This window comes from Ectopseudomonas toyotomiensis (assembly GCF_017167985.1).
Taxonomy (GTDB): domain Bacteria; phylum Pseudomonadota; class Gammaproteobacteria; order Pseudomonadales; family Pseudomonadaceae; genus Aquipseudomonas; species Aquipseudomonas toyotomiensis.
On sequence record NZ_CP070505.1, the window covers coordinates 3,629,039 to 3,642,166 of the forward strand.

A 13,128-nucleotide genomic window follows, 5' to 3' on the forward strand; every position below is an offset into this window, starting at 1 on the left:
GTCTGGCTGGTCAGGCTCTACACTATGTGGTTTTTCCGCAGGCAAGGACTCTCACCGTGCAGTCGGTCATCTCTATTCAGCAACTGAACAAGATCTATGCGTCCGGGCATCCTGCCCTGCAAGGCATCGACCTGGACATTCGCCAGGGCGAAATCTTCGCCTTGCTCGGCCCCAACGGCGCCGGCAAGACCACCCTGATCAGCATCATCTGCGGCATCGTCAATCCGGGTGAGGGCCGGGTGCTGGTCGGCGGCAAGGACATCGTCCGTGACTACCGCGCAGCCCGCTCGCAGATCGGCCTGGTGCCGCAGGAGCTGGTCAGCGACGTGTTCGAAACCGTCTGGGCGACGGTCAAGTTCAGCCGTGGCCTGTTCGGCAAGAAGCCCGATGCGGCCTACCTCGAGCAACTGCTCAAGGACCTGTCGCTGTGGGACAAACGTAACGCCAAGATCATGGAGCTGTCCGGCGGCATGAAGCGCCGGGTGATGATCGCCAAGGCGCTTTCGCACGAGCCGCAGATTCTCTTCCTCGACGAGCCTACCGCTGGTGTCGACGTGGAACTGCGCCGCGACATGTGGAACATGGTCAGGCGCCTGCGTGAGCGTGGCGTGACCATCATCCTCACCACCCATTACATCGAGGAGGCCGAGGAGATGGCCGACCGCATCGGGGTGATCAGCAAGGGCCGGATCATTCTGGTGGAAGACAAGCAGGTACTGATGCACAAGCTGGGCAAGAAGCAGCTGACCCTGCACCTGCAGCAGCCGTTGTCCTGCGTACCGGCCGAGCTGGCGCGCTACGGCCTGGAGCTGGCCGATCAGGGCCATGCCCTGGTGTTCACCTTCGATGCCCAGCACGAGAACACCGGCATCGCCGAACTGCTGCGTGACCTGGCGCAGCACGGTATCGACTTCAAGGATCTGCAGTCGAGCCAGAGTTCGCTGGAAGAAATTTTCGTGTCACTGCTGGAGGAGTCGCGCGCATGAACCTGTACGCCATCAAGGCTATCTACCTGTTTGAGCTGGCGCGCACCTGGCGCACCCTGCTGCAGAGCATCGCCACGCCGGTGATCAGCACCTCGCTGTATTTCGTGGTGTTCGGTTCGGCCATCGGTTCGAGCATGACCCAGGTGCAGGGTGTGAGTTACGGCGCCTTCATCATTCCGGGGCTGATCATGCTGGCGCTGCTGACCGAGAGCATTTCCAACGCTTCGTTCGGCATCTACATGCCCAAGTATTCCGGGAGCATCTATGAGCTGCTGTCGGCGCCGGTGTCCTATCTGGAGATTCTGATCGGTTATGTCGGCGCGGCGGCGACCAAGTCGGTGATCCTCGGCCTGATCATCCTGCTCACGGCGCGTCTGTTCGTTGATTTCGAGATTCAGCATCCCATCTGGATGGCGGCGTTTCTGGTGCTGACGGCACTGACCTTCAGCCTGTTCGGCTTCATCATCGGCGTCTGGGCCGATGGCTGGGAGAAGCTGCAGATCGTCCCGGCGCTGATCGTCACACCGCTGACCTTCCTCGGGGGCGCCTTCTATTCGATCAGCATGCTACCGCCGGCCTGGCAGACGGTGACCCTGTTCAACCCGGTGGTGTACCTGATCAGCGCGTTCCGCTGGAGCTTCTACGGCGTGTCCGACGTCAACGTCGGCGTCAGCTTGGCCATGGTGCTGGGCTTTCTGGCGCTGTGCATCCTGCTGGTGGGCTGGATTTTCAAGACCGGTTACCGGCTCAAGAGCTGAGTCTGGCCGGATAGCGGTATTCGCGGCTGAAGCCGCTCCTACAATCAGAGGCGTACGCGACCTATGTAGGAGCGGCTTCAGCCGCGAAACGTTGGAAACGAGGGGCGCATCTGCGCCTCTTGTTAATTTCAGTCTGCAGGGGGGAGTAAAACGCGCCGTGAATGGGTAGCGTACGAGAGGCGCTTTAGCGGCGATTCGCTTCGAGCCGTCGCGGCCAAAGCCCTTCCCACAGAAGCAGTTCCGCTCACTTCACCCGCAGTTCACACTCGAAGGTTTCCGCTGGCGGTACGTTCGGCTCCCACGGCTGCTGGTAGGTCAGCAGCAGCCTGCCTTCACCTGCCTCGCGCGCGGTAAAGCGCCAGGTCGAGATGCCGCCAGCGCCCACCAGTCCGGCATCTTCCGGGTTGCTGTACACCTCCGGACCAAGGCTTTGCAGCACGTTCGCCGCGGCGTCGCGCACCTCCCAGCGAAAGCCGGTGGTGGGGTTGCTCGGTAGGCTGAGAATCAGTTGCTGACCCTTGTTCAGCGTCAGCGGACACTGCCGGTCCTTCTTCAATTCCAGCGTGCCGGATTGATGGGCGCAGGCCGTAAGCAGGGCCAGGGCGGGCAGGGCAAGCAGGCGCAAGGTGGCGTGCATGAGGAACTCCAGTCGAACAAAAACTGGCCCAGCATAGCCGCACCGGGGGGCGGCACGCGAGCCGTAGGGTGCGCCGTGCGCACCACGGTCAGTCGAACAATACCTTGGCCACGTCGCCATAACGCTTGGCGAAGTGCACCGTCAGGCCTTCCTTGAGGTAGTCCGGCAGTTCCTCGTAACTGCCGCGGTTGGCCTCCGGCAGTATCAGCTCAAAGATCTTCTGCCGGCGCGCCGCGATCACCTTCTCGCGTACGCCGCCGATGGGCAGCACCTGCCCGGTCAGGGTCAGCTCGCCGGTCATGGCCACGCCCTTTTTCGGCGCCTGGTTGCGCGCCAGGGAGAGCAGGGCGCTGGCCATGGTGATGCCGGCGCTGGGGCCGTCCTTGGGCGTAGCGCCTTCCGGCACGTGCAGGTGGACGAAGGCCTGGTCGAAGAAGGTCGGGTCGCCGCCGAACTGCTTCAGATGCGAGCTGACGTAGCTGTAGGCGATCTCCGCCGATTCCTTCATCACTTCGCCGAGCTGGCCGGTAAGCTTGAAGCCGCGATTGAGCGTGTGGATGCGCGTCGCCTCGATCGGCAGGGTGGCGCCGCCCATGCTGGTCCAGGCCAGGCCGGTGATCACCCCGGTGCCGGCCAGCACCCGCTCGTTACGGAACACCGGCATGCCGAGGGCTTCCTCGAGATCCTTGGCGCCGATGCGGATTTTCGCCTCGGGATCCTCCAGCAGTTTCACCACCGACTTGCGCACCAGCTTGCCCAGCTGTTTCTCCAGCTGGCGTACGCCGGCCTCGCGGGCATAGCCTTCGATCACCGCACGCAACGCTGCATCGCTTATGCTCAGCCGCGTCTTCGGCACGCCGGCCTTTTCCAGCTGCTTGGGCCACAAGTGGCGCTTGGCGATGGCGAGTTTTTCCTCGGTGATGTAACCGGACAGGCGGATCACTTCCATGCGGTCGAGCAGCGGCCCGGGGATGGAGTCGAGGGTGTTGGCGGTGCAGACGAACAACACCTTGGACAGATCCAGGCGCAGATCCAGGTAATGGTCGAGGAATTCGACGTTCTGCTCCGGGTCCAGCGTTTCCAGCAGCGCCGAGGCGGGGTCGCCCTGGTAGCTGGTACCCATCTTGTCGATCTCGTCGAGCATGATCACTGGGTTCATCACTTCGGCTTCCTTCAGCGCCTGCACCAGCTTGCCGGGCATGGCGCCGATGTAGGTGCGGCGATGGCCCTTGATCTCCGCCTCGTCACGCATCCCGCCCACCGAGAAACGGTAGAACGGCCGGCCGAGCGATTCGGCGATGGACTTGCCGATGCTGGTCTTGCCCACACCGGGCGGGCCGACCAGCAGCACGATGGAGCCGGCGATCTCACCCTTGAAGGCGCCGACGGCGAGGAACTCGGTGATGCGCTGCTTGATGTCGTCCATGCCGGCGTGGTGCTTGTCCAGCACCTTGCGTGCGCGGCCCAGGTCGAGCTTGTCCTCGCCGTGAACGCCCCAGGGCAGGGCGGTGGCCCAGTCCAGGTAGTTGCGCGTGACGGCGTATTCCGGCGAACCGGTCTCCAAGATCGACAGCTTGTTCAGCTCCTCGTCGATGCGCTTCTGGGCCGGTGCGGGCAGGGTCTTGCCTTCGAGGCGGGCGAGGAACTCCTCACGGTCGGCACTCTTGTCGTCCTTGCTGATGCCCAGCTCCTGCTGGATCAGCTTGAGCTGCTCCTTGAGGAAGAATTCGCGTTGGCGCTCGCCGATCTGCTTGTTCACCTCGGCCGACAGCTCTTTCTGCAGGCGGCCGACCTCCACTTCCTTGCGCAGCAGCGGCAGCACCTTTTCCATGCGCTTGAGCATGGGCACGGTATCCAGCACTTCCTGCAGCTCGTGGCCGGAGGCGGTGGTCAGGGCGGCGGCGAAATCGGTGAGTGGCGACGGGTCGTTGGGGCTGAAGCGATTGAGGTAATTCTTCAGCTCCTCGCTGTACAGCGGGTTGAGCGGCAGCAGCTCCTTGATCGCATTGATCAGCGCCATGCCGTAGGCCTTGACCTCGTCACGCGGATCGTTCGGCGCCTGTGGATATTCCACTTCGGCCAAGTACGGACCGCGGCGGCTGAGCCAGCCGCGAATGCGCACGCGGGTCAGGCCTTGGGCGACGAACTGCAGTTTGCCGCCTTCCTCGCTGACGTGATGTACACGCACCAGCGTGCCGTGCTCTGGCAGGGTATCGAGGTCGAACTCGCCATGTTCGTCCGGCTGGGTGTCGACGAAGAACACTGCCAGGCATTTATGCTCGGTATTGCCGACGCGAGTCAGCGTGCGGCCCCAGGGCTGCTGGTTGACCATGACCGGCAGCACCTGCGCCGGAAAGAACGGGCGGTTGTGGATGGGGATGATGTAGAGCTTGTCCGGCAACTGCTGTGCGGGCAGTACCAGGCCGGTGCTATCGGCCTTGACGTGAACTTCGACAGCTTCGGGGGTGTTGTCCTGATCGTTCATGGAGCACCTTTGCGTGTACGTTGGTAGCTACATGGGGCGAGTGCAGGATTTTTTCAACGTTTCAGTCGAGGCTCAGGCGAATGCCTTGCAGGCGCTGCTCGATCAGTGGGGTGAGCAGTGCGAAGCACTCACCGGGCGCCAGGCGAATCTGTGCCGACTCGATCAGGTCACTCTGCAGGCGCTCGATCAGCGCGAGCAGATGCGAGTCCTGCTCCTGATCGAGCATGCGGTTGCAGAGAAAGCGCAGTTGCATCTGCAGCCCAGGCGGGCAGCGCTCGTAATTGGCCGCGCGTACCGCCAGGCCGCGCAGCCTGGCCAGGTCTTCTAGCGAGCGGCAGGCCTCGCCGAGCCCGCGAATTCTGGGGTGATGTTGACGATAGAGGCGATCTTCGAGTTGTTCGATCACCGTTAGCAGTGTTTCGATCAGTCGGCAGTGGGCATCGAAGTCAGCGGGTTTGCGGCGCAACTGCGGCCAGTGTTGCTGCAGCGGAGGGAGCTGCATGCTGGCGCCGGGCCAATTCAGCCACAGCTGATCCAGCTGCTGCGCCTGCGTATTGCGCTGCGCGACGCTCGCGGCGTCCTGCTGTGCGCCCAGCCCACGATGTTTCTGCAGAGCCTGAAGCAGGTCGAGGCAGCGCTGCACGATCTCGGTGTCCGCCTGTTTGCTGGCTTTCAACTGGCGATTCTCCGCGCGGTGGGTGAGCCAGTAGCTCAATGTGAGCAGCGCGACCAGCAGGGTCAGAAAAATGAGGGCGGCATCGCTCATCGGGGTTCGCTTGTCAGGGGCGGTCGAGAGTAGCGAAGCAACTCTCCTGCCATTCGTCGGAGGTTGTGTAATGCGGTTCAGCGGGATTGATCGGGTGCACGGTAATAGGGCCTGAAGCTGTCCAGAGCTGCGAATTGGTGCGTTGGTTGCTATAGGTGCAACCATTTCGCTGATAGGTGGTTGCGGCGTTTTTCCTTGGAAAGGAGTAAAGTGCAACCCTTGTTTCGTGCTGCCAGTCTTTTGCGATGCTGCAAGCCCGTGTGATCCGCCTGGATGAACAGGCCCATGAACATGCCCATGATCATCACCAGTTGGTGATGTCCCTGGTCGGCCGCGCCGAATTCGAGGTCGGCGGCCGCGGTGGGGAAGTCTGCCGTATGCGCGCCTGCCTGGTCCCGGGCGATGCCGCCCACCAGTTCGCCGGCATGGGCGACAACCGCATGCTGATTCTCGATCTGGACGAACAGGACACCCCCAGCGAAGACCTGGAGCTGCTCCACCGTCTGTTCGAAACACCGCGTTATCCCGCCCTTGATGTCGATTTCCAGCACCTGCTGAGCTATGCCGGCGCAGAGCTGGAGCGCTACGGCAGCGACTCCATCCTCGCGCGTTCTCTCGGCGGCGTATTGCTCCGTGCTCTGCACCTGCGTCTGTTTGGCGAGCAGCGCCGGCAGCCGCAGGGGGCACTGGATCTGCAGCGCCTGGATGATTACATCGGCGAGCACCTGGCACGGCGTATCAGCGTCGCCGAGCTAGCGCACGAGATGTGCCTTAGCCCCAGCCACTTCCACGCCCAGTTCAAGGACAGCGTCGGCCTCACGCCACACCAGTACCTGCTCCAGACCCGCCTCGACCGCGCCGCGCGCATGCTGCGCGAGAGCAACCTGCCGCTGGTGCGTATCGCCGAGGAATGTGGTTTCTCCAGCCAGAGTGCGTTGACCACAGCCATGCGCCGCTATATGGGCCTGACCCCGAAACGTCTGCGCGCTGCATAGCGCCGCTGCTGGCCAATTGCTGCTGGCCGGTTCGCCGCCGGCCAGCTAGGCTGTTAATTCCGTACGCCAAACTCGGTTGCCAAGATGGCATGTAATCCTGTGGACGCCCCGGCCGCCGGCTCGGGCCAAGGCTCGCGCATGAGTGGTCGCAATTCCCGCCTGCTCCCCCTCGTTCTGTTCTCCGCCCTGGTCCTGCCCGGCCCGGCGCATGCCGCTGCGCTGCATGCCGATCTGCTAGACACCGCCGGCCAACCGCTGGCCGATGCGGTGATCAGCCTGAACGGCCCGCTGGACGGATCCCAGGCTCCAACGTCGGCGCTCATGGATCAGCGCGACAAGCAGTTCCAGCCCCATGTGCTGGCGGTTCGTACCGGCACCCTGGTGTCCTTCCCCAACAGCGACGATATCCGCCATCAGGTCTACTCCTTTTCGCCGGCCAAGCGTTTCGAGCTGCGCCTGTACCAGGGTACGCCGAGCGAGCCGGTGCTGTTCGACAAGCCCGGGCTGGTGGTGCTGGGCTGCAATATCCACGACTGGATGCTTGGCTATATCTATGTCACCGACGATCCCTGGTTCGCCGTCAGCGACGAGAACGGTCGCGCGACCATCGCCGGGCTGCCGGCCGGTCGCTACGCCGTGACCCTCTGGCACCCGGGTAATCCGCAATTGTTGCCGCAGTCCGCCGGCGAGCTGCAGGTGCAGGCGCAGACGCTGAGCCAGCGGTTCACCCTGGCCAGCAGCGGCCCTGCCGAGCCGCCCGCGCCGCCGGCGCCGAGCACGTTCGGCGAGGCTTTCAGGAAGGCCGCCGAAGATGCTGCGCAGTAGCTTCCAGGCGCGCATCAGCGGCGTCCTCATCCTGCTGTTGCTGGTGGTGATCGGCGCCCTCTATGTCGCGGTGAAGGCCGCCACCGATGCCGCAGTGCGCGCCCAGGCGCAGGAGCAGCTGAACGTCGGCAGCCTCGTCTTCGAGCAACTGCTGGCGCTGCGCAGCGACCAGCTGCAGCAGGCCGCCCAGGTACTGGCGGCCGATTTCGGCTTCAAGGAGGCGGTGGCCAGCGGCGATGCGCCGACCATCCGCTCGGCACTGGCCAACCAGGGCGCGCGCATCAACGCCGACGCGGTGTTCCTGCTGGGGCTGGACGGCAGCCTGCAGGTGAGCACCGACCCGGACATCGACGCCGAGGCGCTGGCCCGTCTCGACGGCCAGCTGCAGCTGCCACAACGCGACGGGGCGCGGCTGTTCCTGCTGCCCATCAGCAGGCAGATATATCTGCTGGTGGATGCCACAGTGAGCGCACCGCTGCCGATCGCCCGAGTGCTGATGGGCTTTGCCGTGGACCGCGAATTCGCCCTGCAACTGCGTGAGCTGACCCACCTGGAGCTGAGCCTGGTGGCCAGTCGCGACGGTGCGGCGCCGACCTGGATCAGTACTCTGCCGGCCAGCGCCCAGGCCCTGTTGGAAGCGCAGATGAAGGCCGCCGGCGCGATGCCGCAGCGTCTCGACGGCGGCAGCGAGCATTACTTCGGCCAGCATCTGCAACTGGCCAGCGGCCCCGGCTATCGCGTCGAGGCGCTGCTGCACAAGTCCCTCGGCGAAACCGAGGCGGCGTTCGCACAGCTGGATCGGCGCATCCTGCTGATCAGCCTGGGGGCCATGCTCGCCTCGCTGGTCGGCGCGCTGTTGCTGGCACGCAGCGTGTCGCGGCCGGTGCGCGATCTGGCCGCTGCCGCCCAGCGCATCGGCCGTGGCGACTATCAACAGCCGGTGGCCCTGGCCCGCAGCGACGAGCTTGGCCTGCTGGCGCTGGCGGTCAATGACATGCAGCGCGGCATCGCCGAGCGCGAGCGGCAGCTGGCGCACAACGCCCTGCACGATGTGCTGACCGGTCTGCCCAACCGCACCCTGGCCCTGGAGCGGCTGGGCAGCGCGATCACCGCCGGGCGACCCACCGCGCTGCTGTACCTGGGTATGGGCAACTTCGCCGCGATCAACGAGAGCTGCGGCCAGGGCGGCGGCGACCTGGCCCTGCAGCAGCTGGCCCGGCGCCTGCAAGCGACCCTGCGCCCCGGCGACAGCTTGGCGCGCCTGCTGGGCGACGAGTTCCTCCTGCTGCTGGAACAGTGCGATGGCGACAGCGCGGTGGCCAGCGCCGACCGCCTGCACCAGCTGTTGCTCAAGCCGCTGCGCATCGGCACCATGGACGTCGCCCTGGACTGCCGTATCGGCATCGCCGCCTACCCGGCCGACGGTGACACGCCGGACGATCTGCTGCGCCGTGCGCGCATCGCCATGCAGGACGCCGCCCAGCAACCCGGTCGCCTGCAGCTCTACCAGCAGGGCCGCGACGCCGCCCAGCAGCGGCAGGTCCGCCTGATCCGCGATCTGCGCCACGCCGCCGCGCAGGGCCAATTGCTGCTGCACTACCAGCCCAAGCTGGATATCCGCGAGGGCCTCGTGCGCCAGGCCGAGGCGCTGCTGCGCTGGCAGCATCCGCAGCTGGGCATGGTATCGCCCGGTGAATTCATTCCGCTGGCCGAGCGCACCGGCAGCATCCAGCTACTCTCTGCCTGGGTCATCGAGGAGGCCATGCGCCAGCTGCAGGAATGGGACGGGCGCGGCGTCTGGGTACAGCTGTCACTGAACATCTCTACCACAGACCTGCTTGACGCCGAGCTGCCGGGGCGCGTTGGCGCACTGCTGGCACGCTACCGGGTGGCGCCGGAGCAATTGATCTTCGAAATCACCGAGAGCGGAGTGATGCTCGACCCCGAGCGCGCGTTGCAGGTACTGCACGGCTTGCGCGGCTACGGCATCGGCCTGTCGGTGGACGATTTCGGCACCGGCTATTCCTCGCTCGCGCAGCTCAAGCGCATGCCGGTGCAGGAGTTGAAGATCGACCAGAGTTTCATCCGTGAGCTGGACGATCACAGTGAGGACTCGGTGATCGTTCGTTCCACCATCGAAATGAGCCACAGCCTGGGCCTGAAGGTGGTGGCCGAGGGCGTCGAACTGGCGTCCGGCCTGGATCTTTTGCAACGTTGGCACTGCGATACCGCACAGGGCTATCTGATCAGTCGACCGCTGGCCGCCGAGGCTTTCGAGGCCTGGCTGGCGCAACCGTATCGCTCTCCTCTGGCCAAGGTGCACTGAAGCATGCGACTCACTTATCTGTTGGGCCTGTGCCTGTGCGGCGAGTTGGCAGTTGCCGGCGAAGGCCGCCTGCTGGTCACCGGCGGTGCCACCAGCCTGGAGGGCGCCGCCGGCGGCGGGATCATGCCCTGGGCGGTATTGGCCGGTTACGGAGAGCGCGGCGAATGGGGCGCGGACGTGTTCGTCACCCGCGTCGAGACCGGCGACTACCGCCTCGACGTGGCCGGCGTGGCGGCGGCTTACGGTAACCGCATCGAGCTGTCCTACGCGCGCCAGCGCTTCGACCTCGGCACCCTGGCGCGTGATCTGCGCCTGCCGGACAACAGCCTCAGCCAGGACGTGGTCGGCCTCAAGCTGCGCCTGGCCGGCGACCTGATCTACGACCGTCTGCCGCAGATTTCTCTCGGCCTGCAGCACAAGCGTCAGCGCGACTTCCTGGTGCCCAGCCTGGTCGGCGCGCAGCGCCGCGAGGACAGCGACGGCTACCTGGCGGCCAGCCGGCTGATTCTCGGCGGCGCATTCGGCTATAACCTGCTGCTCAACGCCAACCTGCGCTACAGCCGGGCCAACGAACTGGGCCTGCTGGGCTTCGGCGGCGACCGTCGCGACCGCCATTCCTGGCTCAAGGAAGGCTCGGTGGCGGTGCTGCTGGATCGGCACTGGGCAGTGGGTATCGAGTATCGGGAAAAACCCGACAACCTGAGCTTTGCCGGCGAGAGCGACTGGGCCGATCTGTTCGTCGGCTACTTCCCGAGCAAGAACCTGGCTGTGGTGCTGGCCTACGCGCGGCTCGGCGAGATCGCCACGCTGGACAACCAGGACGGTGTATACCTGTCCGTGCAGGGGAGTTTCTGAACATGCGCCTGGCCATGCTCTGCCTGCCGCTGCTGCTGGCGGCCTGCGCCCAGCAGGCGCCGCGTGACGATGGCCTGTACCGCGCCCTGGGCGAGGAGCCCGGTATCGTGCGGATCGTCGAAAGCATGCTGCTGGGCTCCGCGCGCGATCCGCGCATCGCCCGGCATTTTCTCGACATCGACATCGAGCGTCTGCGCGAGAAGCTGATCGAGCAGCTGTGCTTCGAGAGCGGTGGCCCCTGCGTCTACACCGGCGACAGCATGGAGGAGAGCCACAAGGGCCTGCGCCTGACCCCCAGCGACTTCAACGCCCTGGTCGAGCACCTGCAGGACGCCATGGAGGCCGAGGGCGTGCCGACGCCAGCGCAGAACCGCCTGCTGGCGCGCCTGGCGCCGATGCGCGGGCAGGTGATCGACCGCTAGCGAGCGGGGCGCCCGGGTTCAGGCGTAATTCTGCGGGCTGAGCTTGCGCTCGATCAGCTCGATCAGAATGTGCAGGGTCTTGATGTGCAGTTCCTGCACGCGGTCGGCGAAGTCGCCGCCCGGGGCGCAGATGCACACGTCGGCCAGGCTTTCCAGCAGCGAGCCGGGTTTGCCGGTCAAGGCGATCACCTTCACACCCAGCGTCTTGGCGGCTTCGGCAGCCTTGACCACGTTTGGGCTCTTGCCGCTGGTGCTGATGGCGATCAGTACGTCACCTTCGCGGCCATGGGATTCGATATAGCGCGAGAAGATGAAGTCGTAGCCGAAGTCGTTGGCCACGCAGCTGATGTGGCTTGGGTCGCTGATCGACACGGCGGCGATGCCGGGACGGTTCTTGCGGTAGCGCCCGGTCAGCTCCTCGGCGAAGTGCATGGCGTCGCACATCGAGCCGCCATTGCCGCAGGAAAAGGCCTTGCCCTTGTTCTCGAAGCTCTCGACCAGCAGCTCGGCGGCCTTCTGGATGTTGCCCAGGGTCTGTTCGTTGGCGAGGAAGGCCTCCAGCGCGCGCTGGGCCTCCTGCAGGCTGTTGCGGATGTGTTCGATCATCGCGTCAGAACCTCAAGGGAGTTCAGGGCTGGAATAGAAGGCCGTCAGCACTTTCACCAGGTGCTCCAGGTCGTGGCTGCCGGCCAGTTCGCGGATCGAGTGCATGGCAAAGGTGGGCAGGCCGATATCGACCGTGCGCACGCCGAGCTGGCTGGCGGTGATCGGGCCGATGGTGGAGCCGCAGGCCATGTCGCTGCGCACCACGAAGCTCTGCACCGGCACTTCGTTCTCCAGGCAGAGGTGGCGGAAGAAGCCGGCAGTCTCGCTGTTGGTGGCGTAGCGCTGGTTGCTGTTGATCTTGATCACCGGGCCGGCGTTGAGCTTGGGACCGTGGTTGCCATCGTGCTTGTCGGCGTAGTTCGGGTGCACGCCGTGGGCATTGTCGGCCGATACCAGCAGCGAACGCTGGATGGTGCGCACGAAGGCGTCACCGTCTGGCAGCACGCGGCGCAGTACCTGCTCGAGGAAGGGGCCGTCGGCGCCGCAGGCCGAGCAGGAGCCGACTTCTTCGTGGTCGGTGCAGACCAGCACGCAGGTTTCCTCGTCGTCTGCGTCGATCAGCGCCTGTAGGCCGGCGTAGCACGACAGCAGGTTATCCAGGCGTGCACTGGCGATGAAGTCCTGGTTGAGGCCGACGATGGCGGCGCTCTGGGTGTCGTAGAAGCTCAGCTCGTAATCCAGCACCGCGTCCGGGTTGAAGTCGTGCTCCATGGCCAGCTGTTCGGCGAGCAGGGCGCGGAAATCGGCGGTTTCGCTGCTGGCGAGCTGGGCCAGGATCGGCGGCAGCTCGTTCTGCGGGTTGATCGCCCAGCCCTGGTTGGCCTCACGGTTGAGGTGAATGGCCAGGCTGGGAATCACGGCGATGGGCTGATAGAAGTCGATCAGCTGGCTTTCGACCTTGCCGTCGCGGCGGTAGGTTACGCGGCCGGCCAGCGACAGGTCGCGGTCGAACCAGGGGGCGAGCAGGGCGCCGCCGTAGACTTCCACGCCGAGCTGGAAGAAGCCCTGGCGCTGCAGCTCCGGGTTTGGCTTGACGCGCAGGCATGGGCTGTCGGTATGCGCGCCGACCAGGCGAATACCGCCGTCCACGGCCGGGCGCTTGCCAAGCTTGAAGGCGATGATCGAGGAGTCGTTGCGGGTCACGTAATAGCGGCCGCCAGCTTCAGTGTGCCAGGTTGCGCGCTCGTCGAGGTGACGATAACCGGCGGCTTCCAGGCGCATGGCCAGGCTGGTGGTGGCATGGAAAGGGGTCGGCGAGGCGTTGAGGAAATCGAGCAGGCCTTGAATCAGTTCTTCGCGCATGTATCACTCCGGGCAGCGATGGCGCAGTGTAACCGTTTTGCCTGTTCTTGGCAGAGCGGCGCGTGCATGGCCCGGATAGAGAACCGCAATATTGCGTGAGGAACGGCCGCATCAGGTGATGGGGCCCCCGGAACAAAAAACGGATACCGACAGAGCCCCGAACCG

Annotated in this window: 12 protein-coding genes; 7 read left to right on the top strand and 5 right to left on the bottom strand. The window is 65.1% G+C overall.

Going from position 1 to position 13,128, the window contains the following annotated elements:
- Positions 1 to 56 precede the first annotated feature (56 nt).
- Both JWV26_RS16640 and JWV26_RS16645 read left to right on the top strand, forming a co-directional pair.
- Positions 57 to 986, top strand: a complete 930-nt coding sequence (locus JWV26_RS16640) for an ABC transporter ATP-binding protein (RefSeq protein WP_072422836.1) — start codon at positions 57 to 59, stop codon at positions 984 to 986.
- Entirely contained in the window at positions 983 to 1,744 is a 762-nt protein-coding gene (locus tag JWV26_RS16645; RefSeq protein WP_017678012.1) for an ABC transporter permease, read from the top strand. The genes JWV26_RS16640 and JWV26_RS16645 overlap by 4 nt, the downstream gene beginning before the upstream one ends.
- A gap of 244 nt (positions 1,745 to 1,988) precedes the next feature.
- Here the strand turns inward: JWV26_RS16645 and JWV26_RS16650 are convergent, their stop codons facing one another.
- From JWV26_RS16650 to JWV26_RS16660, 3 genes are all read right to left on the bottom strand, one after another.
- Positions 1,989 to 2,381, bottom strand: a complete 393-nt coding sequence (locus JWV26_RS16650) for a protease inhibitor I42 family protein (RefSeq protein WP_072422835.1) — start codon at positions 2,379 to 2,381, stop codon at positions 1,989 to 1,991.
- An 88-nt stretch (positions 2,382 to 2,469) separates the two neighbouring features.
- Complete coding sequence (gene lon, locus JWV26_RS16655) at positions 2,470 to 4,866, bottom strand: endopeptidase La (protein WP_206417367.1); 2,397 nt, start codon at positions 4,864 to 4,866, stop codon at positions 2,470 to 2,472.
- Positions 4,867 to 4,927: 61 nt separating this feature from the next.
- Positions 4,928 to 5,632 carry a hypothetical protein gene (locus JWV26_RS16660; RefSeq protein ID WP_072422833.1) on the bottom strand — a complete coding sequence of 235 codons (705 nt, stop codon included), beginning with the start codon at positions 5,630 to 5,632 and terminating at the stop codon, positions 4,928 to 4,930.
- 245 nt (positions 5,633 to 5,877) lie between these two features.
- Between JWV26_RS16660 and JWV26_RS16665 the strand changes: the two genes are divergently transcribed.
- From JWV26_RS16665 to JWV26_RS16685, 5 genes are all read left to right on the top strand, one after another.
- Positions 5,878 to 6,627 carry a helix-turn-helix transcriptional regulator gene (locus JWV26_RS16665; RefSeq protein WP_004423396.1) on the top strand — a complete coding sequence of 250 codons (750 nt, stop codon included), beginning with the start codon at positions 5,878 to 5,880 and terminating at the stop codon, positions 6,625 to 6,627.
- Between the two features lie 138 nt (positions 6,628 to 6,765).
- Entirely contained in the window at positions 6,766 to 7,452 is a 687-nt protein-coding gene (locus tag JWV26_RS16670) for a methylamine utilization protein (protein ID WP_162843925.1), read from the top strand.
- Entirely contained in the window at positions 7,439 to 9,778 is a 2,340-nt protein-coding gene (locus tag JWV26_RS16675; protein WP_206417368.1) for a putative bifunctional diguanylate cyclase/phosphodiesterase, read from the top strand. The genes JWV26_RS16670 and JWV26_RS16675 overlap by 14 nt, the downstream gene beginning before the upstream one ends.
- Before the next feature lie 3 nt (positions 9,779 to 9,781).
- Positions 9,782 to 10,633: a DUF3034 family protein gene (locus tag JWV26_RS16680; RefSeq protein WP_206417369.1), complete on the top strand. Its 852-nt coding sequence runs from the start codon at positions 9,782 to 9,784 to the stop codon at positions 10,631 to 10,633.
- Between the two features lie 2 nt (positions 10,634 to 10,635).
- Positions 10,636 to 11,055, top strand: coding sequence for a group I truncated hemoglobin (locus tag JWV26_RS16685; RefSeq protein WP_206417370.1), 420 nt, complete (start codon positions 10,636 to 10,638; stop codon positions 11,053 to 11,055).
- Positions 11,056 to 11,073: 18 nt separating this feature from the next.
- Here JWV26_RS16685 and lpcA read toward each other — a convergent pair whose 3' ends face one another.
- The gene (lpcA, locus tag JWV26_RS16690) at positions 11,074 to 11,661 is read right to left on the bottom strand and encodes a D-sedoheptulose 7-phosphate isomerase (protein ID WP_079784380.1); all 588 of its coding nucleotides are present in this window, start codon (positions 11,659 to 11,661) and stop codon (positions 11,074 to 11,076) included.
- A gap of 12 nt (positions 11,662 to 11,673) precedes the next feature.
- Positions 11,674 to 12,963, bottom strand: a complete 1,290-nt coding sequence (locus tag JWV26_RS16695) for a M18 family aminopeptidase (RefSeq protein WP_017678002.1) — start codon at positions 12,961 to 12,963, stop codon at positions 11,674 to 11,676.
- Positions 12,964 to 13,128: the final 165 nt, after the last annotated feature.